This window comes from Egibacter rhizosphaerae (genome assembly GCF_004322855.1).
GTDB lineage: Bacteria > Actinomycetota > Nitriliruptoria > Euzebyales > Egibacteraceae > Egibacter > Egibacter rhizosphaerae.
This window is the reverse complement of the sequence record NZ_CP036402.1, coordinates 3974710-3998264: the sequence shown is the minus strand read 5'-3', so window position 1 is coordinate 3998264 and position 23555 is coordinate 3974710. Positions and strand designations below refer to the sequence as shown.

The window sequence follows — 23555 nt, the reverse complement described above, 5'->3', positions numbered from 1 at the left end:
CCGGGCTCACGGACGGTGGGTCGGGTCGGGTGCCAGCAACGGGAGGAGCTCCTCGGGCGGAGCGGGACGATGCAGCAGGTAGCCCTGCGCCAGCGCACAACCCAGCTCGTGGACCCGGTGCTGCTGCGCGACGGTCTCAACGCCCTCCGCGTGGGGTTCCAGGTCGAGATCGCGAGCCAACCGCACCGCTGCGGACACCACGGCCGCGTCCCGCCGATCGTGCTCGACGCCCGCGACCAAGCGCCGGTCGATCTTCACGGCATCGATGGGCAGGTCCCGGAACTCGGCGAGTGAGGAGTATCCGGTTCCGAAGTCGTCGATGGCGATCCCGACCCCGAGGGCCCGGAGATCCCGGAGGACGGTCCGGGTGTGATCGGGCTGCTGTTGCAGCACCCCCTCGGTGACCTCCAGGCACAGCTGCTCCGGCCGGGCACCCGCACTGGCGAGTAGACCGGCGACGGTCTCGACGAAGTCGCCCGAGTCGAGCTGACGCGCGCTCACGTTGACGAGCACCCGCAGTGGCGCCGCCGCCGGCCGCGCACGCTCCCATGCCACGACCTGGTGCAGTGCCTCATCCAGGACCCACGCCCCGACCGGCGCGATCAGGCCGGTCTCCTCGGCGACCGGGATGAACTCGGACGGACCGAGCGGGGGCTCGAACGGGCGCTGCCACCGCACGAGCGCCTCCGCGCCGACCACCCGGCCGCTGTCGAGCTCGACGACGGCCTGGTACTCGAGGCGCAGCTCGCCCCGAGCGACCGCGTGGTGCAGCGCGTCGACGAGCTGCAACCGCCGCAAGGTCTCGTCCCGCCGGTCGCCGTCGACGAGCGCGATCCGGTCGTGGCCTCGCTCCTTCGCGTCACGTCGACCGGCGTCGGCCTCGGCGAGCAGCCGCTCGGCGGTGACGTCCGCCGAGCCACGCGCGACCCCGATGCTCGCCGACAGGTAGCAGCTGCGACCCCCGACGACGAAGGGGCGGCGCAACTCCTCGGTGACGGTGCTCGCCAGCCGGTCCACGGCGTGGTCGCCGACGGCAGCGTCCTCGGCGACGACGACGAACTGGTCACCGCCGAAGCGGGCGACGGTGTCGGCAGCACGCACCACCGCCTGCAGCCGCCCGGCCACCTCGATCAGCACGGTGTCCCCCGCGGTGTGGCCGAGCGACTGGTTCACGAGCTGGAAGTCGTCGAGATCGGCGAACAGCACGACCACCTCGCGCCGTGCCCGCTGTGCCCGCTCGAGGGCGTGACTCAGCCGGTCGAGGAGGAGTCCGCGGTTCGGCAGGCCGGTCAACGGATCGTGCAGCGCCTGGTGCGTCAACGCCGCTTCGGCGCGCACCCGCTCGGTGACGTCGTGCGCGTTCACGACCATTCCGTGGACCGCGGGCTCACCGAGCAGGTTGGTGACGGTGAGCTCCATCCACCGGACGCTGCCGTCGGCGTGGACCATCCGCAGATCCGGGAGCCGCGTCGGCTCCCCGGGACGATCCACCAGCGTGACGAGGCGATTCGCGAACGTGTCGCGGTCGGGTTCGGCGACGAGATCGTGTGCGGACCGCCCGAGGAGGTTGTTCGGCTCCCAGCCCAACACCCGGCGCGTTGTCGGCCCCGCCCCAGCGACCGTCCCGTCGGGTCCGATCACGACGACCAGCTCGGAACCGTGCGCGGTCAGGGCGTGCGCCCTCCGCTCGCCGCGGCTGCGCACGGCTTCCGCCTCCTCGCGGGAGCGGGCCATCGCGAGCGTGTCGGCCACCGCTTGGAGGAGGTCGATCTCCGCCCTGGTCCACGCACGGGGCGCGCGGAGGCTCGCGAACGCCAGGGCCCCGGTCAGCCGACCGGCGTCGCGCAGAGGCACCGCGAGGAACGACCGGACGCCCCCATCACCCAGCACGCTGCTTGTTCGCTCATCGGCCAGCGCCCGCACGTCGGGCAGGCACACGGGCAGGCCGGCGGCGAGCCGCGGCCACCACCGGATCGCGACCTCGGCCGGCACCCCGGGGATCGCCGGCGCGGGATCCGCATGCGCGTTCCAGTGGTGGGTGCAGGTCAACCGCTCGCCGTCCTCGGTGGCGCAGACGTAGGCCTGCTCGACGTCGCACTGGGTACCGAGCGTCGCCAACGCGGATCGCACGATGTCGTCCAGGGCGTCGTCCGACTGAGCGGCCAGGCGAGCCACGAGGCGAGCCACGAGCCGTCCGAGCGTCGCGGTGTGGTCGGGCAGCGGCGGCCCCGCCGCCTCGGCGCGCTCGCCCGTCAACCGCGCCCCCTCCCTTCGCTGCTCGCGCACCCCGCCTCGCTCCTCGGCACGACCGGTCCACACGGTTCCGTCGCCTCGTCGCTGCCGTCGGCGGGAAACCGCACGACGTTAATGCTCGCGGCCGGGCGCGACCCACCCGGGACCGCCCCGCGTCCGTCGAGTTCGCACGTCGCGGTGGGAACCGGGAGAATCGACACCGAACGGAGCGGTGTTTCGACGGAGGCGTGACGATGCGAGTGCTGGTCACCGGTGGCGCGGGCTACATCGGCTCGGTGACCGCCGCCGCGCTCATCGACGCCGGCCACGAGGTGACCGTCCTCGACGACCTCTCACGGGGGCACCGTGAGTTCGTCCCCGATGCGGCCTCCTTGGTGATCGGCGATGTGAGCGACCCCGGAACCGTGCACCGGGCGCTCGACGAGGGTCTGAACGCGTGCGTGCACTTCGCGGGCCGGATCGAGGCGGGCGAGTCGATGCGCGTGCCCGAGACCTACTTCGCGGCCAACACCGGCGGGACCCTGCGCCTGCTCGAGGTGCTCGTCGGCGCGGGGATCGAACGCTTCGTGCTCTCGTCGACCGCCGCGGTCTACGGCGACCCCGTGCGCCTCCCGATCCGCGAGGACGACCCCACCGAGCCGACGAACGCGTACGGCGCCTCCAAGCTGCTCGCCGAACGGGCACTCGAATGGGTCAGCGAGCTGCGGCCCTTGCGGGTCGCGGCGCTGCGCTACTTCAATGCCTGCGGCGCGACGCCCGACCGGGGCGAGTTGCACGATCCCGAGACGCACCTGATCCCGCTCGTGCTCGAGGTCGCGGCCGGGCAGCGCGACGAGATCGCCGTGTTCGGGACCGACTACCCGACCCGGGACGGGACCTGCGTCCGCGACTACGTCCACGTGGCCGACCTGGCCGATGCTCACGTCCGAGCCCTCGAGGCCCTGGGCGGCCGCGAGCAACTCGTCTGCAATCTCGGCGGAGGCGCGGGCGTTTCGGTCCACGAGGTCATCGAGGCGGCACGACGCGTCACCGGCCACCCGATCCCGGTGCGCACGGCCGAGCGCCGTCCGGGCGACCCGGCCGAACTCGTGGCCTCGTCCGATCGGGCGCGGGAGGTCCTGGGCTGGGAGCCCCACCACCGGGATCTGGACGCGATCGTGGCCAGCGCCTGGGACTGGCACCGGCACCGTCTGAGCGACGGGATGACCGACTCGACCTAACTACATAGCGAGATCGCCGGTCACATACCGTATACTCAAAGCCTGGCGTCACCATTCGACCTGATGGACGAAAGGCGGGGCGATGACGAGCGAAGTGCGACTGCGTCTGCGGGGCGAGCTCGCCGTGTTGTTGGAGGAGCTCGCGGCCGTGCAGGGCGTGGACGTCGGCACGGCGATCAGCCGCGCCCTCAGCCACGAGGCACTGCTCGAGTCGACCATGCGGGCCGGGGGCCAGGTGATCCTGCGCGACGCGAACGGTCGACAGCGCGAACTGCTGGTCCGGGAACACGCCCGCTGGGGCGCACCCGCCGACCCGGGGTGGCCGGACCCCTGGGACGACACCACCGTCGAGCTGCTGATCCCCGAGCACGGCGACCGCTGAGCCCGTACGCACCGGTCCCCCGCCGCCCCGCCTGACGGCACGAGTCCCGTGGAACACGGGCGTCGGCCCGAGGGACGAGTCCGCCACTCCTGCCAACGGGAAGACCGCGCCCGTCAGTGGCACCATGAGTGCCCGGGAGCGCCGGCCACCGACCCCCGTCCTTGACCCGCGGCCGCGAGCCGGCACGGCCGCCCACCTCCAGGAGCCGACTGGTGGCGTCCACCACTGCCCGCAGGACCCGCCGACCGTTCCGCAAGACCGCCTGGGGCCGTAGCCTCATCACGCTCGCGACGCTGGTCGGCCTGCTCGTCGTCTTCGTCGGCGGGCTCTACCTGGCTCCGCCCGAGGTGGCGGTGCGCTTGGGAAGCCCCCTGCTGCGCCTGGTGTCGGGCGCGCCGTCGCTGCCCGACGAGATCGAGGGCCCGGCGGAGCGCAGCGTCGTCTACGACGCCGACGGGGAGGAGCTCGCGACCCTGTTCCAGGACGAGAACCGGGTGCGCGTGGACGGCGACGAGATCGCGCCGGTCGTCAAGGACGCGGTCATCGCCACCGAGGACGCGCAGTTCTATGAGCATCCCGGGGTCAACCATCGGGCCGTGATGCGCGCGCTCGCGACGAACCAGCGAGTGGGCGAGGTGGTGCAGGGCGGTTCGACGATCACCCAGCAGTTCGTCAAGAACGCGTTCCTGTCCCCCGAGCAGACGTTCCGGCGCAAGGCCGAGGAGGCCTGGATGGCCATCCAGCTGGAGCGGGAGATGGACAAGGACGAGGTCCTCACCGCCTACCTCAACGAGGCGTACTTCGGCGAACGCGTCTACGGGGTGGCAACGGCGGCCGAACGCTACTTCGCCACCCCGGCGGACGAGGTCACCCTCGAGCAGGCGGCGCTCCTCGCCGGACTGCTCCGCGCACCCGAGACGAACAACCCGATCCGCAATCCCGAGGAGGCCGAACAGCGGCGCAACATCGTGCTCGATCAGATGGTCGCGACCGGTGCGATCAGCCGCGCGCAGGCCGACGAAGCGCAGGCCAGCGAGGTCGTGCTGGATCCGAGCCCGCCGGAGGCGCCGGAATTTCCCTTCTTCACCACGTGGATCACCAACGAGCTCATCGACGACGAACGACTCGGCAACGACGAGGCCGAGCGCAGCCGCCGGCTCTACTCGGGCGGCCTCGAGATCCACACGACCCTGGATCGCGATCTGCAGGAGGCCGCGGAGGAGGCGATCTCCGACGTGCTGACCGATCCCACGGCGGACCCGCAAGCGTCCTTCACCGCGCTGGAACCGGGCACGGGGGCCGTCCGGGCCATGGCGGTCGGTCCCCGGGAGTTCGGGGACTGCGACCTCGGGGACGACCCGGATGCGGAGGTGCCCGCCGACTGCGAGTTCACGAGCGTGAACCCGACCGCTCCGGGCATGGGCGGGTCCGGACGTCAGCCCGGTAGCGCGTTCAAGCCCTTCGTCCTGGCTGCCGCCATGGAGGAGGGCATGCCACCGGGTTGGCAGGACACGTCCGACACCGGCGAGGAGGTCGGCGGGTGTGACGAGTACTCGCCGCAGAATTACGGGGGGAGCGACCACGGCGTCCTCACGATGGACGACGCCCTCGAGATGTCCTCGAACGTCTACCACGTCAAGGCGGGCATCCAGGCCGGCCTCGACGACATGGTGGACGCGGCCGAGCGTGCGGGACTGGAACACGGCCAGCTCGAGGCGCTCTGCTCGACCGCCCTCGGGTCCGGCAGCACGTGGCCGCTGGAGATGACCGCCGCGTACGCCACCATCGCCAACGGTGGACAACGCTGCGAGCCACACGGCGTTGCCGAGGTGCGCCACGGTGACACGGTCGTCATCGACGAGGAGGACCCCGACTGCGTCGAAACGCTCGATCCCGACATCGCCGGGCACCTGTCGGGCTTCATGGAGCGCGTCGTGACATCGGGGACCGGCACGCGTGCGCAGGTCGAGAACGTCCCGGTCGCCGGCAAGACCGGTACGACCGACGACAACCTGGACGCCTGGTTCGCCGGGTACTCCGGAGGTGAGGAGGGTCTCGCGGCCTCGCTGTGGATGGGGCACGAGCGCGGCGCGGAGATGGCCGACATCGGCGGCGAGCAGGGCACGATCACGGGCGGGTCGCTGCCCGCCGACATGTGGTCCGCAGCGATGACCGCGGCGCACGAGACCCGGGAGGCGGGGGCGCTGCCGGAGCCCCCGCCCGAGGACTCCGTCACCGTGCCCGACTTCCTCGAGCGCGACATCGACGATTTCGTCAACCAGGACCTCGAGGTGGTCTCGGCGATTCCCGGTGAGCAGGCCACCGCCGCCGCCGACGACGGTGAGCCCACCGGCGCCGAACGTCACGCGGTCGTGGGCGCCTACGATCTGCACCTCGTGATCCGCGAGGTGGAGAGCTTCGAGGAGCCCGGCACGACCATTGAGCAGTCGATCGATCCCGGCGCCGGTGTACGGGCTGGCACGCTCGTCGAGGTCGAGGTGAGCGACGGGGAGGGTGACGAGCCCGAGGTGCCCGACGTCGTCGGGTTGCCGGAGGACGAGGCGCTCGAGGTGCTCGCGGAGGCCGAGTACGAGGGCGAGGTCACCGACGAACAGGACGTGACCGCCGAGATCGAGCCCCGCGATGCCGAGTCCTGGTTCGATGGCGATGTCGACCCGCCGGCCGACGGCACGCCGCTCGACGAGGTCGAGGAGCGCTTCCGCATCGTCCAGCCCCCCGAGGCCGGTGCGGACGAGGTGACCAGGCAACGCCCCTCGGCCGGGTCGAGCCTGGAGCCCGGGGAGACCGTCGAGTTGACCATCGCCAGGCTCGAGTTCGACGTCGTCGATCCCCCCGAACCCGAGGACGAGGAAGACGAGGACGAGGACGAGGACGAGGACGACGAGGACGAGGACGACGAGGACGACTTCCCCGACAACGACGAGGACGACGAGGACGACGAGGACGAGAACGGCGGCAACGGAGGCAACGGGAATAGCGGCAACGGCGGCAACGGCAACAACGGCAACAACGGCAACAACGGCAACAACGGCAACGGTACCGGGGGCCGCGGCGAGGGCCCCGGGGGCGGCGGCAACGGCGGAGAGGACTCGGCCGCCGGGCCGGACCGTGCACGGATCGTGCGTGCCCGCACGCGGGATCGATGACGCCCGACCCCGACGCGACGGCGAGGGTCCTCGAGCGGGTGACGACGCCACGGGGAGAGTTCGCGCTGCGCCAGCGGGGCGGGGATCTCGAGTTGATCGCCGACGGGGTCTTCCTGATGTCGACCGCGGCATCGCACAGCGAGCGGGAGCTCGGGCGGCTGGCCCTCGCGGCTCATCCGTCCCCGCGACGTGTCCTGGTGGCGGGGCTCGGACTGGGCGTCACGGTCGCGGCGGTACTCGCGGACCCGCGGGTCCACGAGGTCCTCGTCGTCGAGATCGAGCCCGTCGTCGTGCGGTGGCAGCGCACCCACGCCGCGGAGGCGGTCGGCCCGGTCCTCGACGACCCCAGGGTCAGGGTGGAGATCGCTGACGTCACCGACATCGTCCGGGGTTCGGTCCCCATGGACCCGTCCGACGTCGTCTGCCTCGACGTGGACAACGGGCCGGGCTGGACGCTGTACCCGTCGAACGCGTGGCTGTACGACGCCACGGGGCTCGCGGGGCTGGCCGGCCTGTTGGGTCCCGGCGGCGTGCTCGCCGTCTGGGCCTCCGCTGAGGATCCGACGTTCGCCACTCGCCTCGGCGAGCACGTGGGCCCCGTGACGGTCCATGAACGACCGGTGCCCCGGGGCGCACCCGACGTCCTGCTGCTCGCCGGTCAGGACCCGGTCGCCGACCCCTCGTCCTGACCCCAGTCGATTCCGAGAGTCGGCCACCCGGCAGATCCGGACGACGGGCGGGAGGACCCCGGGCGAAGCAGCGAGATGTCGCGCCGGGGTGAGTGGAGGGGCGCGGGAGGGGTTGCCACCAGGTCTATTCTCATCTCGCCGATGAGAGCAGGGCGTCGCGAGCAGGGACTCCTTCGAGCCCGTGGCCCGCGCCACCCCTGCAACCGCCGCCAGGTCCGTCGGGCCGTGACGCCCGGATCGGAGGGGGAATGGAAGCTGTCGAAGACGCACTCGATTGGTTCAGCGGCATCGTCTGGGGCGAGTACCTGCTCATTCCCCTGCTGCTGCTCACCGGGCTCTGGCTGACCATCATCCTCAAGGGCCTGCAGTTCCGCCGGTTGATCTACGCGCTCTGGTTGGCCCTCATCAAACGCAAGGAGGAGGGCACCGAGGGCGACATCTCCCACTACCAGGCACTCTCCACCGCGCTCGCGGCGACGATCGGTGTCGGCAACATCGCCGGTGTGGCCGGTGCGATCGCCATCGGTGGCCCCGGTGCGGTCCTGTGGATGTGGGTCACGGGCCTGGTCGGGATGGCCACGAAGTACTCCGAGGCCTTCCTGGGCGTCAAGTACCGCCGCGTCGATGCCAAGGGCGAGCAGAGCGGTGGTCCAATGTTCTACCTCAGCCGGGGGCTCCCCGGGATCGGCCCCGTGCTGGGCGTGCTGTTCGCGGTGTTCGCCGCGATCGCCGCGTTCGGCATCGGCAACATGGTCCAGGCCAACACCGTGGCCGACAGCGTGAACGACCAGTTCGGCGTCGAGACGTGGATCACGGGCCTCATCCTCACGGTGCTCGCGGCGACCGTCATCATCGGCGGCATCCGGTCGATCGGCCGCGTCGCCGCGATGTTCGTCCCGATCATGGCGGTCTTCTACATCCTCGCCGCCCTCTGGGTCCTGATCGTCAACGTGGAGGCGCTCCCGGCAGCGATCGCGACCATCTTCAACGACGCGTTCACCGGGACCGCCGCCACGGGTGGCTTCGCCGGGGCCGGCATCGCCGCGGTCATCCAGCAGGGCGTGGCGCGGGGAATCTTCTCGAACGAGTCGGGTCTGGGGACCGGCGGGATCGCCGCCGCGGCCGCCCAGACCTCCCACCCGGTACGCCAGGCGCTGGTGTCGATGACCCAGACGTTCATCGACACGTTGGTGGTCGTCTCGTTCACCGCGCTCACGATCATCGTCACCGACACCTGGTTCCGGGTCGAGGAGATCGCCGACCGCGAGGGCGCCCTCGTGACCATCCGGGCCTTCAGCGAGGGCCTGCCGGGTGAGTGGGGGGGAATCCTCGTGACCGTGGCGGTCGTGCTGTTCGCCTTCTCGACACTGCTGGGCTGGAGCTACTTCGGCGAGCGCTGCATGGACTTCCTGTTCGGACGACGCGCCGTCGAGCCCTACCGAGTGGTGTTCGTCGTCCTGATCTTCGTCGGTGCGCTGTTCGAGGTGGGCGTCGTCTGGACCTTCGCCGACGTGATGAACGGCCTGATGGCGCTGCCGAACCTCATCGGCCTCGTGCTGCTTTCGGGGATGATCGCGCGCGAGACGCGCGAGTACATGAGCCGTCCCGACTGGAAGGTCGTCACCGCCCTCGACGACCCGAAGAAGGGCCCGGCACCGCCACCGAAGGACGAGTAGAAGACGGGCCGGGCCGATGCTCGCCACCGGGCGGGTACCGGTCCGGCCCCGGACAGTGCTCGCTGCCGGTCCCCGGTCCCCCGGTCGCCGGGGGGCGGGGTCACCGGCAGCCGGCCGGTGGGGCCAGATCCCGGGGTCGTGTGTCGACGAACGCTTCGAGCTGGGTCGCGGGAATGGCCAGTGCGTGGCCTGCACCGGCCTCGTAGGCGAACACCACCGCCGCGAGGCGCCCCTGCCCGTCGAGCACCGGTCCCCCTGAGCTGCCGGGCGACACGAGCGCGCCGATGCGCAGCACCTCGTCGTGAGGCTCGAGGTCGGGCAGCTCCTCGGGCGCCAGATATCCGAGGACCGGGCCTCGCGCGACGACCTGCGGACCTCCCCCCGGGTGTCCAAGCAGGACCAGCCGCTCCTCCGGCTCGGGGTCGGTATCCGTCAACACCACGTGCTCGACGGGGGCCTCGTCGACCTGGAGCAGCGCGATGTCGGCATCGTCGGCCACCCCGACGGTGCGCGCCTCCCCCCGGGTGCCGTCCCAGCTGTTGATCGACACCTCATCGGCCTGGTCGACGACGTGGCGGTTGGTCACGACCAGCCCGTCGCCCAGGTGCACCCCGGAACCGGTCCTCAACCGGTCGCAGCCGACCGCGCGCACCCGTGTGGTCGCTTCGCGGGCCAGGCGTTCGACGCTCTCGGCACGGATCTCCGCGGAGGCGTCCGGGCCGTGGCTGGGCGTCCCCTCGTCCGCGGCCGGCGCGCTCTCGCGCTCCAAGTGGACGTCGTCATCGGGCGGCACCGCCAAGCAGGAGGCCAGCAAGAGCACGGCGGCCCCGGCGGAGCCAAGCCGCCGCGCCGCGGGGACAAGCCGTCTAGTCACCGCGAGCCGTGACCTCCCCCAGGCGCTCCCGGGCGTCGTCACAGGCGGGTGCCGCGTCACGCGCCGACCCGTCCGCATCGCCGGCGAGCCAGGCGTCCAACTGCTCGAGACAGCGGTCGAGTCGAACGGTCAGCTGATCGTCCCCCGATCCCGCGAGGGTCGGGTCGTTGACCGCGAGGGCGTCCTCGAGTCGAGCCTTGGCCGCCGCCGTGTCCGAGAGGCGTGACTCGAGCGCCGCGACGTCCGCTTCGCTCGCGTCGAGATCGGCGAGCGCCTGCTCCTGTTCCGCCTGGGCGTCACGCCGGGCGGCCGCCTCCTCCTCGGCGACCCGCTCGGCCTCCGCCGCGCGTTGCTCGGCTTGCGCGCGCGCACCGTCGACCGCGGTCAATCGCTCGGTGGCCTCCTCGGCACGGCTCTGCCACGACACGCCGCGCTGATGCGTCACGAGCGCCGTCGCGGCGAGCACCACCACGGCCAGCGCGAGGACCACGACCAGCCCCATCCAGGCGCCACGGGGGCGAGCCGACGCCGGCGCCGCGGGCGCGACCGGCTGGTGCCGCGCTCCCCAGCGCCCGGCGGGGACACCGGGACCGCGGTGCTCGACGACCGGTCCGGTGCTCGCCAGCGCGTCGTCAGTGAGGTCGATGACCACATCCGGATCGGCCGTGCCCGTGCGGTCCTGACGCTCCTCCGAGGGCGCGCCCTCAACCCACTCGCCGGTCGGCTGACCGGCATCGTCCTCGTGCGGATCGCGGCTCGGCATCCCGCGGTCCTCCTCCGCTCGTCACACCCGGATCGGTCAGGTGGTCCTGGTGACCCCGGGAATCGGAGCGCCGGTTCGACGGCGCTCGCTACCGCCTCCTCCGAGGGTTCATCACCGAGTGTGCCCCACAGCACGCACGGTAGGCCAGCCCGGATCCTCCGGCCTGACCACCCCAACGGACGGGTTCGCGTCCCCTCGTGCGCGGAAGGCTGCCCGCATGCCCACGCCGTTCCGCCGCCTCGCGGGCCTCAGCCCGCACGGTCTGCCGCTCGCGCGCACCCTCGTCCGGTCCGGCCTCGCACGCGTCTTCGGGGCCCCGCCCTTCGACGTCACCGCGGATCCCGGCGACCCCGGGCTCTTCGGGCCGGGTTCGGCCTCGTGGCGGATCATCGCCGAGCCCGCCGCGATCGCCGGTGGCGTCCGCGCCCTGCTCGTGCAACTCCTGCACCCCCATGCGATGGCCGGTGTCGCCGACCATTCGGCGTTCCGCACCGACCCGCTCGGACGCCTCCACCGGACCAGCGCCTACATCACCGTCACGACCTTCGGCTCCACGCGCGAGGCGCTGGACACCGCCAGGGTGATCCGTCGCGTGCACACCACCGTGCGCGGCACCGCTCCCGACGGGAGGTCCTACGCCGCCGAGGAGCCGCGCCTGCTCGGCTGGGTCTCGCTCGCCCTGACCTCGAGCATGCTCGCCACCGATGCCGTGTTCGCGCCGCGGCCGGCCGAGCCCGACGTCGTGGACCGGTTCGTCGCCGAGCAGGCTCGCGCCGCCAGCCTCCTCGACGCGCGGGTCGACCTGGAGCGGCTGGCCGCGGACCCCGAGGCGCTCACCGCGCTCCGGACGGGCCGATTGGAACTGCCGCTCGTCCGGGAGGGGTGGGTGCCGACCACCGGGGCCGAGCTCGACGCCAGGCTCGCCGCCTACCGTCCGGAGTTGACGATCACCGAGCAGGGCCGCGAGGCCTTTCGGTTCCTGCGCTGGCCGCCCCTGCCCCCCACCCTGCGCGCGGCCTACCTCCCCCTGCTCGCGGGGGCGCTCGCGACCCTCGCTCCGGCGCAGCGGGCGCTGCTCGACCTGCCGTCGGGCCGTCTCGCGACCGCACCGGCCACCGCCCAGACCAGGGCGCTGCTCGGGGCGCTGCGGCTCACCGTGGGCACGTCGCCGGCACGGGATGCCGCCGCGCGACGTGCCGCGTCGGATCCGGCGGGTACGGACCACGCGCTCGGGGCTTGAACCGTCGGTCGGCCTGACCACCGTTGCGCTACCGTCGAGGGTCGGGAGGCGCGTGGCCTGCCCGAAGCCGAACCGACGAGGTGCGAGATGCGGTTCCTTGGCGACCCGCCCGAGTACGACCTCACCTACGAGGACGCGTTCCTGGTTCCCCGTGCCGGTGCGGTCGAGTCGCGGCTCGACGTGGCGCTGCGCTCCCCCGACGCCGCCGGCCTTCCCACGCCCGTGGTCGCCGCCAACATGACGGCGGTCAGCGGACGTCGGATGGCCGAGACGATGGCCCGCCGGGGCGGGCTCGGGGTGATCCCGCAGGACATTCCCGAGGACGTGGTGTCCGACGCGATCCACCTGGTGAAGCAGGCCGATCCCCTGCTCGAGACCCCGATCACGCTGGCCCCGACCGAGACGGTCGGCCATGCGCTCACCCTGATCCCCAAGCGAGCGCACGATGCCGCGGTGGTCGTCGAGGACGGCCGCCCCGTGGGGATCGTCACGAGCGGGGACTGCGCCGAGGTCGACCGGTTCACCCAGGTGCACGAGGTCATGTCCCGGGAACTCCTCACCCTGTCCACGGGGCAGGCACCCCGCGACGCGTTCGACGCCCTCGCCGAGGCACACCGTCGGTTGGCGCCCGTGGTGGACGCGCAGGGCGAGCTCGCCGGCCTGCTCACCCGAACCGGAGCCCTGCGCTCCGCCTTGTACGAACCCGCCCTCGATGGCCAGGGGCGCCTGTGCATCGGTGCCGCGGTGGGCGTCAGCGGCGACGCCACGGCCAGGGCGAAGGCGCTCGTCGACGCGGGCTGCGACCTCCTCGTGATCGATACCGCGCACGGCCACCAGCAGCGCATGCTCAGGACCCTCGAAGCCGTGCACGCCCTCAAGCTCGGCGTGCCCATCGTCGCCGGCAACGTCTGCACCGCCCAGGGCGCCGCGGACCTGGTCGACGCGGGAGCGGACATCGTGAAGGTCGGTGTCGGGCCCGGGGCCATGTGCACGACCCGCATGATGACCGCGGTGGGACGTCCGCAGCTCTCGAGCGTCGTGGAGTGCGCTGCACAGGCCCGCGCCCGTGACGCGCACGTCTGGGCCGACGGCGGGGTCCGCCATCCTCGTGACGTCGCATTGGCTCTCGCGGCGGGAGCGAGCAGCGTCATGATCGGCTCGTGGTTCGCCGGCACCTACGAGTCCCCGGGGGACCTGCACACCGACGCCCACGAGCGGCCGTACAAGGTGAGCTTCGGCATGGCCTCCGCCCGCGCCGTGCAACGCCGCACACAACACGACGATCCGTTCGAGCGCGCCCGCAAGGGGCTGTTCGAGGAGGGGATCTCGTCCGCCCGACGCTACCTCGATCCGGACGCTCCGGGCGTCGAGGACCAACTCGACTCGATCGTCGCGGGCCTGCGCAGCGCCTGCAGCTACGTGGGCGCGACCGACCTCGAAGCGTTCCACGAGCACGCCGTCCTGGGCGTGCAGTCGACCGCCGGCTTCGTCGAGGGCCAGCCACGACCCGACAGCTGAGCGTGGCCGGGGACCGGCCGGTCACCCCGCCCCTCGACAGCGACCGCCGGGGGCTATGGCCCGCCGTCGGCGACTCCCCGCGCCTCGAACACCGCTCGGGCGCTCTGGTCGTAGGTGAGATAGCTGTAGGCCCACGTGAACAGCACGCTGGCGCGATTGCGGAACCCCACCAGGAAGGCCACGTGCAGCAGCAGCCACGCCACCCACGCGACGAACCCCCGAACGGCCAGACGGCCACCCGGGCTCTCGGCGACGGCGGCGCTGCGGCCGATCGTGGCCATCTTGCCCTTGTCGACGTAACCGAACGGTCGGGGCGGTTCGCCCGCCCGCTCGCGGAGCAACTCGCGGGCGGCATGGCGGCCCTGCTGCAACGCGACGGGTGCGAGCTGGGGATGCGGCCCCTCTGGGCCCTCGGTGACCGCCGCGACGTCGCCAACGGCCAGCACCTCCGGACGACCGTGCACACGCAGGGTGGCGTCGATGGCGATCCGACCCCCCGGCCCGAGGGGGAGGTCGAGGGCCTCGGCCAGCGGGTGCGGACGCACCCCGGCAGCCCAGACGACCGTGCGGCTGGCGACGATCCGGCCATCGTTCAGCAGCACGCCGGTGCCACGGACCTCCCGCACGCCCGTCGCCAGTGCCACCTCCACCCCGCGATCAGCGAGTCGCGCGCGGGCGTACCGGCGGTTCCGCGGACGGTAGCCAGGGAGGGGAAGGTCGTCCCGCTCGACCAGCAGGATGCGCACCTGCCGGGTGTCGAGCTCGGGGAAGTCCTTCGCCAGGACGTGCGTGGTCAGCTCCGCGAGCGCCCCCGAGAGCTCGACCCCGGTGGGTCCCGCCCCCACCACGACGAACGTGAGCGTCCCCTCGGGATGGGACGCATGAGCGCTGGCCTCCTCGAAACGGCGCAGGATGTGGTTGCGCAGGGCCGCGGCGTCGCCGAGCTGCTTCAACACGAAGGCGTGCTCGGTGACCCCCGGGACGCCGAAGTCGTTCGTCACCGCTCCCGCCGCGATCACGAGCCGATCGTACGGGACGCGATCGCCGTCCGCCAGGCGGACCTCCCGACGTGGCCAGTCGACCCCGACCACGCGCCCGAGGCGAAAGCCGACGTGGGTCCGTGAGCCGATCACACCCCGGATACTGTGCGCCACGTCCTGTGGCTGCAGCCCGGCTGTGGCGACCTGGTACAGCAGCGGCTGGAACGTGTGGTGGTTCACCTCGTCGATGACGGTCAGGTCGATCTGACCCGCGACTCGTCGCCGACGCAGCTCCCGCAACGCGGCGAGTCCCCCGAAGCCGGCTCCGATGAGAACCACGCGCGTGGGCTGGGCCCAGCGCGCCCGGACCGGCTGCGCCGGCCTCGCCGCCGACCGCTGACGGTCCGCACGAAGCGTCGTCGCGTGGGTGTCCATCGTGGTCCTCCTTGGGCTCTCACGCCCCCTCGGCGGGCGACAGCCCTCCCTGCTCGTCCGCGACCGCTTGTGATCAGGTTCACAAGTCTCTTGTGAAGTGTTTCACAAATGACGGCGAACGCAACCCAGCCGACCCTTTCGCCCGAGAGGTCGCGCCGGTCAGGCCACCGAGGGAGAACTCAGCCCTGCTCGATCGCGGGCTGGACGTCCAGGCGCCCGGAGATCGAGAGCCCGCGGTGCCGGCCCGGTTGGAGCCATCCCGCGAGGTCGCTGTGTCGATGGACGTCGACGTCGACGCGTCCCCGTCGCACGCGTCCGCGCCAGCGCAGCGGCACGCGGCGCACCTCCCCCTCCCCGTCCTCCTGCAGCAGCCCGAGTCGGCCCCTGAACGGGAACCGCCACCCGGTGGGCTCGAAGGCGGCTCGCACCCACCACCCGACCCCCTCGGCGCGGTCGGGCGCAGCGCCCGGCTCACCCCCGAACGTCGCCAAACCCTTGGGCAACGCCCAATGCGCGCGGCCGGCCCGCACGCTCCCAAGCGTGTCGACCGCGGCGAACGGCACGTGTGCGCCGACGAGGTCCCGCACCGCACGGGCGTGGAGCATGACGGGGGCGGCGGCGATCTCGGTGTACGGACCGACCGGCGCATCCGGATAGCGCGCCAACACCCCCACCGTGAGACGACGGCCGGCCAGCGTCCGCAAGCTCGGGGGCAGCAGCGCATCGGCGTCGGTCACGGCCGGATGCCACCAGACCGTGGCCTGGACTTCGCACGTCCACGGGGGTGGGGGGCTGTCGGGGGGCAGCCTCGCGATGTCCTCGGGCGACAGCCGACAGGCCAGGACGGACGGGATCCGCCCGAGGTCACCGGCGTCGGTCACTGGAGGCTCCCCTGTGGCACACGGTCGCGCTGCGGCGGCCGAGCGCCGTCAATCGCACCGCAGGTTCGTCGCGTCGCCGAAGTACGCGAGCACGGTCGGCTCGTCGAGGCACGGCTCCGCCCGGCCCATCCCGAACAACTCGCCGATCAGGCCTCCCCCCAGCAAGCCGCCGACGAGCGTGTCGTGACGCAGTGCCTCCGGAGAGACCCGCATGACCCCGAAGGGCTCCTCGTCGACGTCGCCGAGCTCGGCCGCCAGCTCCCGGGCCGCGTCCCGATCGCCGAGATCGTCCACGAGCCCCTCGTCGACCGCGACCTCGCTGTCGACGATGGCGGCGCCGAGCTCGTCCACCAGCACCTCCTCGTCGACATCGCGCCCCTCGGCCACGCGCGTCACGATGCGGTCGTACTCACGGTCGACGGTGTCCTGGAGGAACTCGAGCGTGCGTTCGTCGGGATCTTCCTCGAACGGTTCGAGCGCGTCCTTTCCGCGTCCGGCCGAGTACGACTCCTCCTCGACGCCCCCCTCGGTCTCGACACCACCGACAAGCGCCCCGTCGTCGACGGCGATCGGGTCGTCGTAGCGGCGGAACGGGCCGACGACGACGCCATAACTGCCGAACAGCGTCGCCGCGTCGACGATCGTGCGTTCGGCATCGGCGGCGAGGATGGCCGCGCCGCTGGCGACCTCACCGCGGCCGTGCACGACGACGGGGGTGCCGCGGTCCTGCGTGTCGGCGATCGCATCGCCGATCACGAAGGACGCCGCCGCGGTGCCCCCGGGGCTCGAGAGCGGCATGACCACGGCTGCCACATCGGGATCGTCCGCGGCCTCGTCCAGTTGCTCCGCCACGAGCTCGGCATCGAGCAGCCCACCCTGACGGGCGAGGTACCCGTCCGCGATCACGCCGTCGACAGGGATCTCCCGCACCTCGGGAGCGCCCGGCGCGGGGTCGCCGACGGGTTCGAGCGGCGGACCGGTCAGGGCGACGGCGATCCCGACCCCGATCAGGGCGAAGAGTCCGACCGTGAGCAGTGCACCGATCGGGACGGCGAGCATGACCGTGAGCGTTCGCGCGAGAAAACCGCCATAGCCCAGCCGCTGGGGTCCGGCGGGCGCCGGCGGTGGCGGGGGGTACCCCGGCGGTGGCCCCGGGGGCGCCTGTGCCGTCGGCGGACCCTGACTCTGCGCCGACTCCGGCGGTCCCGGCCAACCGGGCGGGGAGTCTGGGCGGGGCTCATCGGGTGGGTTTGCGTCGGTCACCGGATACCTCGTCGTCGGCTGGTGATCGTCGAGCGTCGCGGGCGCGCGCCGGACCGCCAGGATGCCAGCCCCGGCGATGCGTCGAGCCGCCACTCCACATGCGACACGACCGGGCGCCTCCGGCGAGCCCGGCACCGGATCCTCGCTGCTACAGCTTCCTCCCCACACCCGGAGGAAAACCTCGTGAAGCCCTGAAGCGCCATGCGTGAGGGTCGACTTGGACCGTCAGCCCGGAACCCCCGCGGCGCGGGCGTACCCCGTCCGCAGCCACGACTCGACGAGGAGCCGAGTGTGCACACGCGCTCGTTGCAGCGTGTCGCCGCTGGTGACGTGCTGGCCGAGGACGTTCGTGACGCCGACGAGCAGGTGCTGCTGCGAGTCGGCACCACCCTGACCGACGCGTACATCGCGTCGCTGCGCGCTCGGGGTGTTCCCGCCGTGCGCATCGCCGACGGCGCCCCTGACTGGGTCGGGGTCGACGACCCGCTGCACGCGGAGGTTCGCCGCGAGACCTCGCTGACGCTCCGCACACTGTTCAGCAACGTGAGCGGCGCCGCGCGTCAACGGTTCGACGACGGCACGGTCCCCGCCAACTCTGCGGCGCTCGCGACCCGGCTCGGAGAGGCTCCCTTGAGCGACGGCACGGCCGAGGGGCAACTGGAGGCGACGGTCTCCCGCCTCATCGACTCGGTGCTCGAGCGGGAGGTCCTCGACGGTCTCGCGCAGCTCAAGAACCACTCGGACTACACGTTCACGCACTCGGTCGAGGTCGCGGCCCTCGCCGTAGGCATCGGCCACCGGCTGGGGCTCAGCACTTCGAACCTCCGGGACCTCGCGACCGGCTGCCTGTTGCACGACGTGGGCAAGTCCCTCGTCGACTCGGCGGTCATCGACAAGCCGGGGCCGCTCGACGAGGCCGAGCGGACCCTCGTCAAGGAGCACCCCGAACTCGGGTACGAGGTGATCCGGCGACTGCACCTGGCTTCGGTGCTGCCCGGACAGATCGCCCTGCAGCATCACGAGCGCCAGGACGGGGCCGGCTATCCGCGCGGGCTGCACGGGTCCAATCGGATTCGTCGTACGACCCAGGAGCGCGTCGACCCGCGGACGATGATGCTCCTGGCGGAGATCTGCGCGGTGGCCGACATCCACAACGCGATCAGTTCGGATCGGCCGTACCGACCGGCCATGCCCGCCGAGGAGGTCATGGCGGTCATCGAGCGGAACGCGGGCGGCCACCTGAACCGCGAGCTCGTGGAGCTGCTCCGACGCACCGTGCCGGTCTACCCCCGCGGCACCTGGGTACAGATCTTGACCGGCGCCTACGTGGGCTGGAGGGGCCAGGTCACCAAGACCCCGCTCGACCACCCGTACCGGCCCCGCATCCTGCTCGCGCTCGACGATCGCCTGCAGGCCCTCGAGGAGCCGCGCCCGCTCGACTGCTCCGACCAGCACGTGGACGTCCGCGCACTCGCGCCGGAGCAGCCGGCGACCGAGCCCGGGTGCCTGGCGGAGCGCACCGCGGAGCGCGTCGCGAGCTGAGCCGGGGCAGGAAAGCTAAACCTCGTCGAACAACTTCGCGCGCGGATCGGCGGGGGCGCCCGGGAGGTCCGTCGCGTCACGGACTCCCATCCGGACGGCCGTCGCCACCGCCTCGGCAGCGAGGGCGGCCACCGCATCGACCGGGGCCTCCCGCTGACCGGTTGCGAGCAGGAACAGGCAGTCCCCGTCCAGCTGCGTGTGGGCCGGCCGGACCGCCCGCACGAGCCCCCCATGGCTGAGCTCGGCGGCCCGCACCGCCCCGCTCTTGTCGAGGCGGGCGTTCGTCGCGACACACCCGATCACGGTGTGGGCGCGGCCTTCCTCCCCGCCCAATGCCCCGAGCAGGGGACCGCCGAAGGGATAGCGCTCGGCCTCGACGGGGGCCCGGTCCCCCGCGAGCACCTCGCCGCCCGGGCCGACAACGTCGCCAACGGCGTTCGCGGCGACCAACGCGCCGGCGGTCAGGTCACCGTGCGACGCGATGCCCAGACCGACCCCGCCCGCGACCGCGTGCTCGACTCCGGCGGTCTTGCCGACCATGCAGCCCGCGCCGACGCCCACCGACCCCGTGGTGGGCTCCTCGGTCGAGGCGACCTCGCAGGCGGCGTGCCCCGCCTCGGGACCGGGAGTGGGCTGATCGGCCGTCCGCAGGTCGAGGAGGTTCGCCCCGCCGACGACCGGCACGACGCGGGGCCCCACCGGCACGCCACGACGACGCTCGGCGAGCCACCGCATGACCCCGTCGGCCGCGGCGAGCCCGAAGGCGCTGCCCCCGGTGAGCAGGATGCCGTGGCACTCGAGGCCGCTGCCGGAGGCTCCGAGCGCGGGCACCTCGCGCGTGCCGGGCGCACCTCCCCGCACGCTCGCCCCGCCCATGGTCCCGGGGGGTGGCAGCACGACGGTGCATCCCGTGCGCCACCGTTCGTCGGTCCAGTGCCCGACCGCGACCCCCTCGACGCCCAGCGCCACCTCAGGACCCCGCGTCCGCAGGACCGCCCTCGAGGAACCGACGCGCAGCGTCCGCGTACACCCGCGCGCAACGCTCGAGGTCGGCGACGGCGACCTGCTCGTCGACCTGGTGGGCGATCCACTTGTCGCCGGGGCCGTACACGACGACCGGCAGCCCCGCGTCGCGCCACAGGATCGTTCCGTCGGTCGCACCGGGCACGCCCCCGAACGGCGCGGCACGGCCCGTCACGGCGTGGTGCGCCGCGCTCACCGCGGTCACCACGGGATGGTCGGCGGGGGTCTCGGTCGCGGGACGGTCCTCGATCACTTCGAGCGCGATCTCGACCCCGGTGTCATCGCCGACTCCGGCGGCCTCCGCGTGCAACAACTCCACGACCCGGTCGTTCGGCGTCCCCGGGATCGTGCGCACGTCGACGGCGAGCTCGGCGGTCTCGGGGATGACGTTGAGCTGGGTGAGGTCGCCGGCGCTCATCACCGTCGGCGTAAGGTAGGCCGGCCCGAGGTCCGCGTGCGGTCCGGGATCCGCCTCCAGCCCGCGCTCCAGTGCCGCGAGGCGGGTCGCGAGATCCGCGAGCGCGGCCACCGGGTTGCGCCCTTGATGGGGCATGGCGCCATGGGCCATCTTCCCGCGCGCGCGGAAGCGCACGCGGATCGCGCCCTTCTGGGTCGTGCACACCTCGTCGCCCTCGGGCTCGCATACGATCGCCCCATCGACGCCGGCGGCGTGCCCGCGCGCCACGAAGTCCTTGACGCCGAGCATCAGCCCTTCCTCGTCGCACAGCGCCGCGACCTTCACCCTGCCCGGGAACCCGCCCCCCGCGGTCACCGCGGCGGCCGCGTGGATCATCGCGGCCACTCCGCCCTTCATGTCGGCGGCACCGCGACCGCGCAGCATCCCGTCCACGACGTCGCCGGCGAACGGATCGAACGACCACACGTCGGGGTCGCCCTCGCTAACGACGTCGGTGTGGCCCTCGAACAGCAGGGTGGGACCCGGTCGGTCGCCCTCGAGCGTCGCGAGCACGTTCGGTCGCCCCGGCGCGGCCTCCCAAACCTCCGGCTCCCAGCCGAGCGCCCGCATCTCCGCCGCGACCCGCTCGGCGGCCGGCTGTTCACTGAGCCCCTCCTCCGGGCGGTTCACACTGGGGATCGCCACGAGATCGCGTGTCAGCGCGACGACCGCGTCGGTATCGACCGTGGGCACGGCTACCTCCCGCTCGAGGTCCGGCCCCGGCGAGCGGCCGGGGCCGGGCGTCCGATTCGGCTAGTCGTCGATGCTCACGCCGCGGAGGTCGACCGACCCGGCAGGCTGGTCCTCGACGTAACCCTCCACGTGATCGCGCACGACGGCGAGCTCGGGCAGCAGGTACAGCCAAACGTTCACCGCGTCGTCGGCGATCGTCTGCTGGACCTCTGCGTAGAGCTCGTCGCGCTCGTCGGGCTCCTGCGCCCGGTCGGCCTCGTCGAGCAAGTCCGCGACCTCCGGGTCGTCGTAGTTCCAGTAGTAGTCGGGGTTGCCGTACTGCACGATGTCGCGCGGCTCGACGTGCGCCACGATCGTCGCCTCGAAGTCGCTCTCGCCCAAGACCTCGTCCGTCCACGGACCCCATTCGATGTTCTCGAGCTCAACGTCGATGCCGACCTCATCGAGCATCCCCGCGATGACCTCGCCCCCACGACGCGCGTACGGCGGGGGCGGCAGCTCGAGCGTGAGCTCGAAACCGTCCTCGTAGCCCGCCTCGGCGAGCAGCTCCTCCGCCCGCTCGGGGTCGTGGGGATACTCGTCGGCGAGATCGACGTACCACGGGTCGTGGGGGGCGGCGTGGCTGCCGATCAGCTCGCCGAACCCACCCTGGGTGACGTCGCGCACGCCCTCCCGGTCGATCGCGTGGGTGATCGCCTGACGGACGCGGACATCGTCCAAGGGCTCGACGGCGTTGTTAAGCGTCATGATCGTCTGGCCGTCGGAGATGCCGTCGAGGATCTCGAACCCGTCGTCGTCCTCGAAGGCCTCGACGAGCTCGGGGGCGGCGATCCGGGTGACGAGGTCGAGGTCCTCGGCGAGCAGCGCGTTGGTGAGGGCGCTCTCGTCCTCGATGTACTGGTACACGGCTCCGTCGAGCGCGGGCTCGTCGCCCCAGTAGGCGTCGTTGCGGACGAGCTCGATGCGGTCGCCCCGCACCCACTCGTCGAACTCGAAGGGACCGGTGCCCACCGGACTCTCGTCGAGCTCGTCGACGTGCTCCTCGGCGTACACGATCCCCGGGCTGCGACCCATGTTGTAGAGCCAGTTGTTGCTGAACTCGGAGAGCTGCACCTCGACGGTGCGGTCATCGACGGCCTCGACCGAGTCAACCGGTTCGAAGTCGCCCGCGAACGGGTGCGCGGTGTCGGGGTCCATCGCGCGCTCGAAGCTGAACACGACGTCGTCGGCGGTGAGTTCGCTGCCGTCGTGGAACTCCGCCTCTACCAGGTCGAAGGTGTAGGTGAGCCCGTCGTCGGACTGCTCCCAGTCCTCGGCCAACAGCGGCTCGATCTCACCGTCGGGGGCGATCTCGACCAGCGTCTCCCCGACGTTGTAGAGCACGACCTCGGGGATGGCCGCCGCCGAGTTCTCGGTGAAGTCCATGGTCGGGGGCTCGAGGGTGAGGCCCATCTCCAGCACGCCGCCCTCGTCGGGCTCCGCCTCGGGCTCGTCCTCCTCATCGTCGTCCGGCTCGGGCTCGTCGTCCTCGTCCTCGTCGGGCTCGTCGTCCTCCTCGGGTTCGTCGGGCTCGTCGTCGGGTTCGGGATCCTCGTCCTCGGCGAGGTCGTCCTCGATCTCCCCGCAGGCCGCGAGCAGCAGGGCAAGGGCCGCCAACAGCGACACCAGCGTGAGGGTGGATCTGGTCATGGCGTGTGCTCCTTCGATCGGTCGCAACCTCGTGGTGGGGACTCACCCGACGGTGATGCCGCCGTCGACGACGAGGACGTGTCCGGTCACCATCGCAGCCTCCTCGGACAACAGCCAGCACACCGCATCGGCGATGTCCCTCGGGGCCGCGAGGCGCCCGAGCGGGATGCCTGCCCGGAAGCGCTCGTAGGCCTCGTCGACGTCCCCGCCCATCGCACCCGCGAAGGCGGGCAGCATCGGCGTCTCGGTCGGCGCCGGGGCCAGGGCGTTGACGCGCACGCCGTCGTCGGCGAGCTCGAGCGCGAGGCCGCGGGCGAGGCCGACGACCCCGTGCTTGGCGGCGGTGTAGGGGGTGAAGCCGGGGCGGGCCATCACCCCTTGCAGGGAGCTGGTGAGCGCCATCGCCCCACCGCCGCGGGCCCTGAGGGCTCCAGCCGCGGCGCGACAGGTCTTGAAGGCGCCCTTGAGGTTGACGTCGAGCACGCGGTCGAGGGTCTCGTCGTCCACCTCCGTGATCGCTCCGGTGAACGGGGCACCGGCGTTCGCGTGGACGAGGTCGAGGCCCCCGAGCTCCCTGCTGCAGTGCGCGACAGCGGCGTCGACCTGCGCCGTGTCGGTGACGTCGCACGCGAGCCCGGCTTCGGCACCGAGCTCGCGCGCGACGCTGGCCGCCGCCCGCCCGTCGAGGTCGGCGATGACCACGCGGCTGCCCTCCTCCACCAGGCGCGCCGCGGTCGCACGGCCGATCCCGCTGGCCCCGCCGGTGACCAACGCGACGCGGTCGGCTAGTCCTCGCATGGCAGTGCCCCT

At 72.4% G+C, this 23555-nt stretch carries 17 protein-coding genes and 1 pseudogene; 8 read left to right on the top strand and 10 right to left on the bottom strand.

What is annotated here, in order from left to right; all coding sequences use genetic code 11:
* Nucleotides 1-6: 6 nt before the first annotated feature.
* Entirely contained in the window at nucleotides 7-2286 is a 2280-nt protein-coding gene (locus ER308_RS18365; RefSeq protein ID WP_165492242.1) for a putative bifunctional diguanylate cyclase/phosphodiesterase, read from the bottom strand.
* A 35-nt stretch (nucleotides 2287-2321) separates the two neighbouring features.
* Here ER308_RS18365 and galE point away from each other — a divergent pair.
* The 5 genes and pseudogenes from galE to ER308_RS18340 form a co-directional block, all read left to right on the top strand.
* Nucleotides 2322-3473: pseudogene (gene galE, locus ER308_RS18360) on the top strand (UDP-glucose 4-epimerase GalE); the annotation flags it as partial.
* Between the two features lie 82 nt (nucleotides 3474-3555).
* Nucleotides 3556-3855, top strand: coding sequence for a hypothetical protein (locus ER308_RS18355; protein WP_131156330.1), 300 nt, complete (start codon nucleotides 3556-3558; stop codon nucleotides 3853-3855).
* A gap of 212 nt (nucleotides 3856-4067) precedes the next feature.
* Nucleotides 4068-7022 carry a transglycosylase domain-containing protein gene (locus tag ER308_RS18350; RefSeq protein WP_131156329.1) on the top strand — a complete coding sequence of 985 codons (2955 nt, stop codon included), beginning with the start codon at nucleotides 4068-4070 and terminating at the stop codon, nucleotides 7020-7022.
* The gene (locus tag ER308_RS18345) at nucleotides 7019-7711 is read left to right on the top strand and encodes a spermine/spermidine synthase domain-containing protein (protein ID WP_131156328.1); all 693 of its coding nucleotides are present in this window, start codon (nucleotides 7019-7021) and stop codon (nucleotides 7709-7711) included. The genes ER308_RS18350 and ER308_RS18345 overlap by 4 nt, the downstream gene beginning before the upstream one ends.
* 248 nt (nucleotides 7712-7959) lie before the next feature.
* Nucleotides 7960-9387 (top strand): alanine/glycine:cation symporter family protein, encoded by a 1428-nt coding sequence (locus ER308_RS18340; RefSeq protein WP_131156327.1) that lies wholly within the window; start codon nucleotides 7960-7962, stop codon nucleotides 9385-9387.
* Nucleotides 9388-9487: 100 nt separating this feature from the next.
* Here the strand turns inward: ER308_RS18340 and ER308_RS18335 are convergent, their stop codons facing one another.
* Entirely contained in the window at nucleotides 9488-10261 is a 774-nt protein-coding gene (locus ER308_RS18335) for a S1C family serine protease (RefSeq protein ID WP_165492240.1), read from the bottom strand.
* The gene (locus ER308_RS18330; RefSeq protein WP_131156325.1) at nucleotides 10254-11024 is read right to left on the bottom strand and encodes a hypothetical protein; all 771 of its coding nucleotides are present in this window, start codon (nucleotides 11022-11024) and stop codon (nucleotides 10254-10256) included. Before ER308_RS18330 ends, ER308_RS18335 begins: the two co-directional genes overlap by 8 nt.
* A gap of 217 nt (nucleotides 11025-11241) precedes the next feature.
* On the opposite strand from ER308_RS18330, the gene ER308_RS18325 reads away from it, so the two are divergent.
* Together ER308_RS18325 and ER308_RS18320 are read left to right on the top strand one after the other, a co-directional pair.
* Nucleotides 11242-12264 carry an oxygenase MpaB family protein gene (locus ER308_RS18325; protein ID WP_131156324.1) on the top strand — a complete coding sequence of 341 codons (1023 nt, stop codon included), beginning with the start codon at nucleotides 11242-11244 and terminating at the stop codon, nucleotides 12262-12264.
* A gap of 87 nt (nucleotides 12265-12351) precedes the next feature.
* Nucleotides 12352-13782 carry a GuaB1 family IMP dehydrogenase-related protein gene (locus ER308_RS18320; RefSeq protein WP_131156323.1) on the top strand — a complete coding sequence of 477 codons (1431 nt, stop codon included), beginning with the start codon at nucleotides 12352-12354 and terminating at the stop codon, nucleotides 13780-13782.
* Nucleotides 13783-13835: 53 nt separating this feature from the next.
* Here the strand turns inward: ER308_RS18320 and ER308_RS18315 are convergent, their stop codons facing one another.
* From ER308_RS18315 to ER308_RS18305, 3 genes are all read right to left on the bottom strand, one after another.
* The gene (locus tag ER308_RS18315; protein ID WP_131156322.1) at nucleotides 13836-15197 is read right to left on the bottom strand and encodes an NAD(P)/FAD-dependent oxidoreductase; all 1362 of its coding nucleotides are present in this window, start codon (nucleotides 15195-15197) and stop codon (nucleotides 13836-13838) included.
* Nucleotides 15198-15376: 179 nt separating this feature from the next.
* Nucleotides 15377-16078: an acetoacetate decarboxylase family protein gene (locus ER308_RS18310; protein WP_131156321.1), complete on the bottom strand. Its 702-nt coding sequence runs from the start codon at nucleotides 16076-16078 to the stop codon at nucleotides 15377-15379.
* A gap of 48 nt (nucleotides 16079-16126) precedes the next feature.
* Nucleotides 16127-17137 carry a S49 family peptidase gene (locus tag ER308_RS18305; protein ID WP_131156320.1) on the bottom strand — a complete coding sequence of 337 codons (1011 nt, stop codon included), beginning with the start codon at nucleotides 17135-17137 and terminating at the stop codon, nucleotides 16127-16129.
* 495 nt (nucleotides 17138-17632) lie between these two features.
* On the opposite strand from ER308_RS18305, the gene ER308_RS18300 reads away from it, so the two are divergent.
* Nucleotides 17633-18883 carry an HD-GYP domain-containing protein gene (locus tag ER308_RS18300; protein ID WP_165492239.1) on the top strand — a complete coding sequence of 417 codons (1251 nt, stop codon included), beginning with the start codon at nucleotides 17633-17635 and terminating at the stop codon, nucleotides 18881-18883.
* 15 nt (nucleotides 18884-18898) lie between these two features.
* Here ER308_RS18300 and ER308_RS18295 read toward each other — a convergent pair whose 3' ends face one another.
* Genes ER308_RS18295 through ER308_RS18280 form a run of 4 tightly spaced genes read right to left on the bottom strand, consistent with a single transcriptional unit; the run spans nucleotide 18899 to nucleotide 23543 of the window.
* Nucleotides 18899-19852: a P1 family peptidase gene (locus tag ER308_RS18295; RefSeq protein ID WP_205745718.1), complete on the bottom strand. Its 954-nt coding sequence runs from the start codon at nucleotides 19850-19852 to the stop codon at nucleotides 18899-18901.
* Nucleotide 19853: 1 nt separating this feature from the next.
* Nucleotides 19854-21056, bottom strand: a complete 1203-nt coding sequence (locus ER308_RS18290; protein WP_131156318.1) for a M20 family metallopeptidase — start codon at nucleotides 21054-21056, stop codon at nucleotides 19854-19856.
* 60 nt (nucleotides 21057-21116) lie between these two features.
* Nucleotides 21117-22745, bottom strand: coding sequence for an ABC transporter substrate-binding protein (locus ER308_RS18285; RefSeq protein WP_131156317.1), 1629 nt, complete (start codon nucleotides 22743-22745; stop codon nucleotides 21117-21119).
* A 42-nt stretch (nucleotides 22746-22787) separates the two neighbouring features.
* A complete protein-coding gene (locus ER308_RS18280) occupies nucleotides 22788-23543 on the bottom strand; it encodes an SDR family NAD(P)-dependent oxidoreductase (protein ID WP_131157101.1) in 756 nt (251 codons plus the stop codon).
* Between the last annotated feature and the right edge of the window lie 12 nt (nucleotides 23544-23555).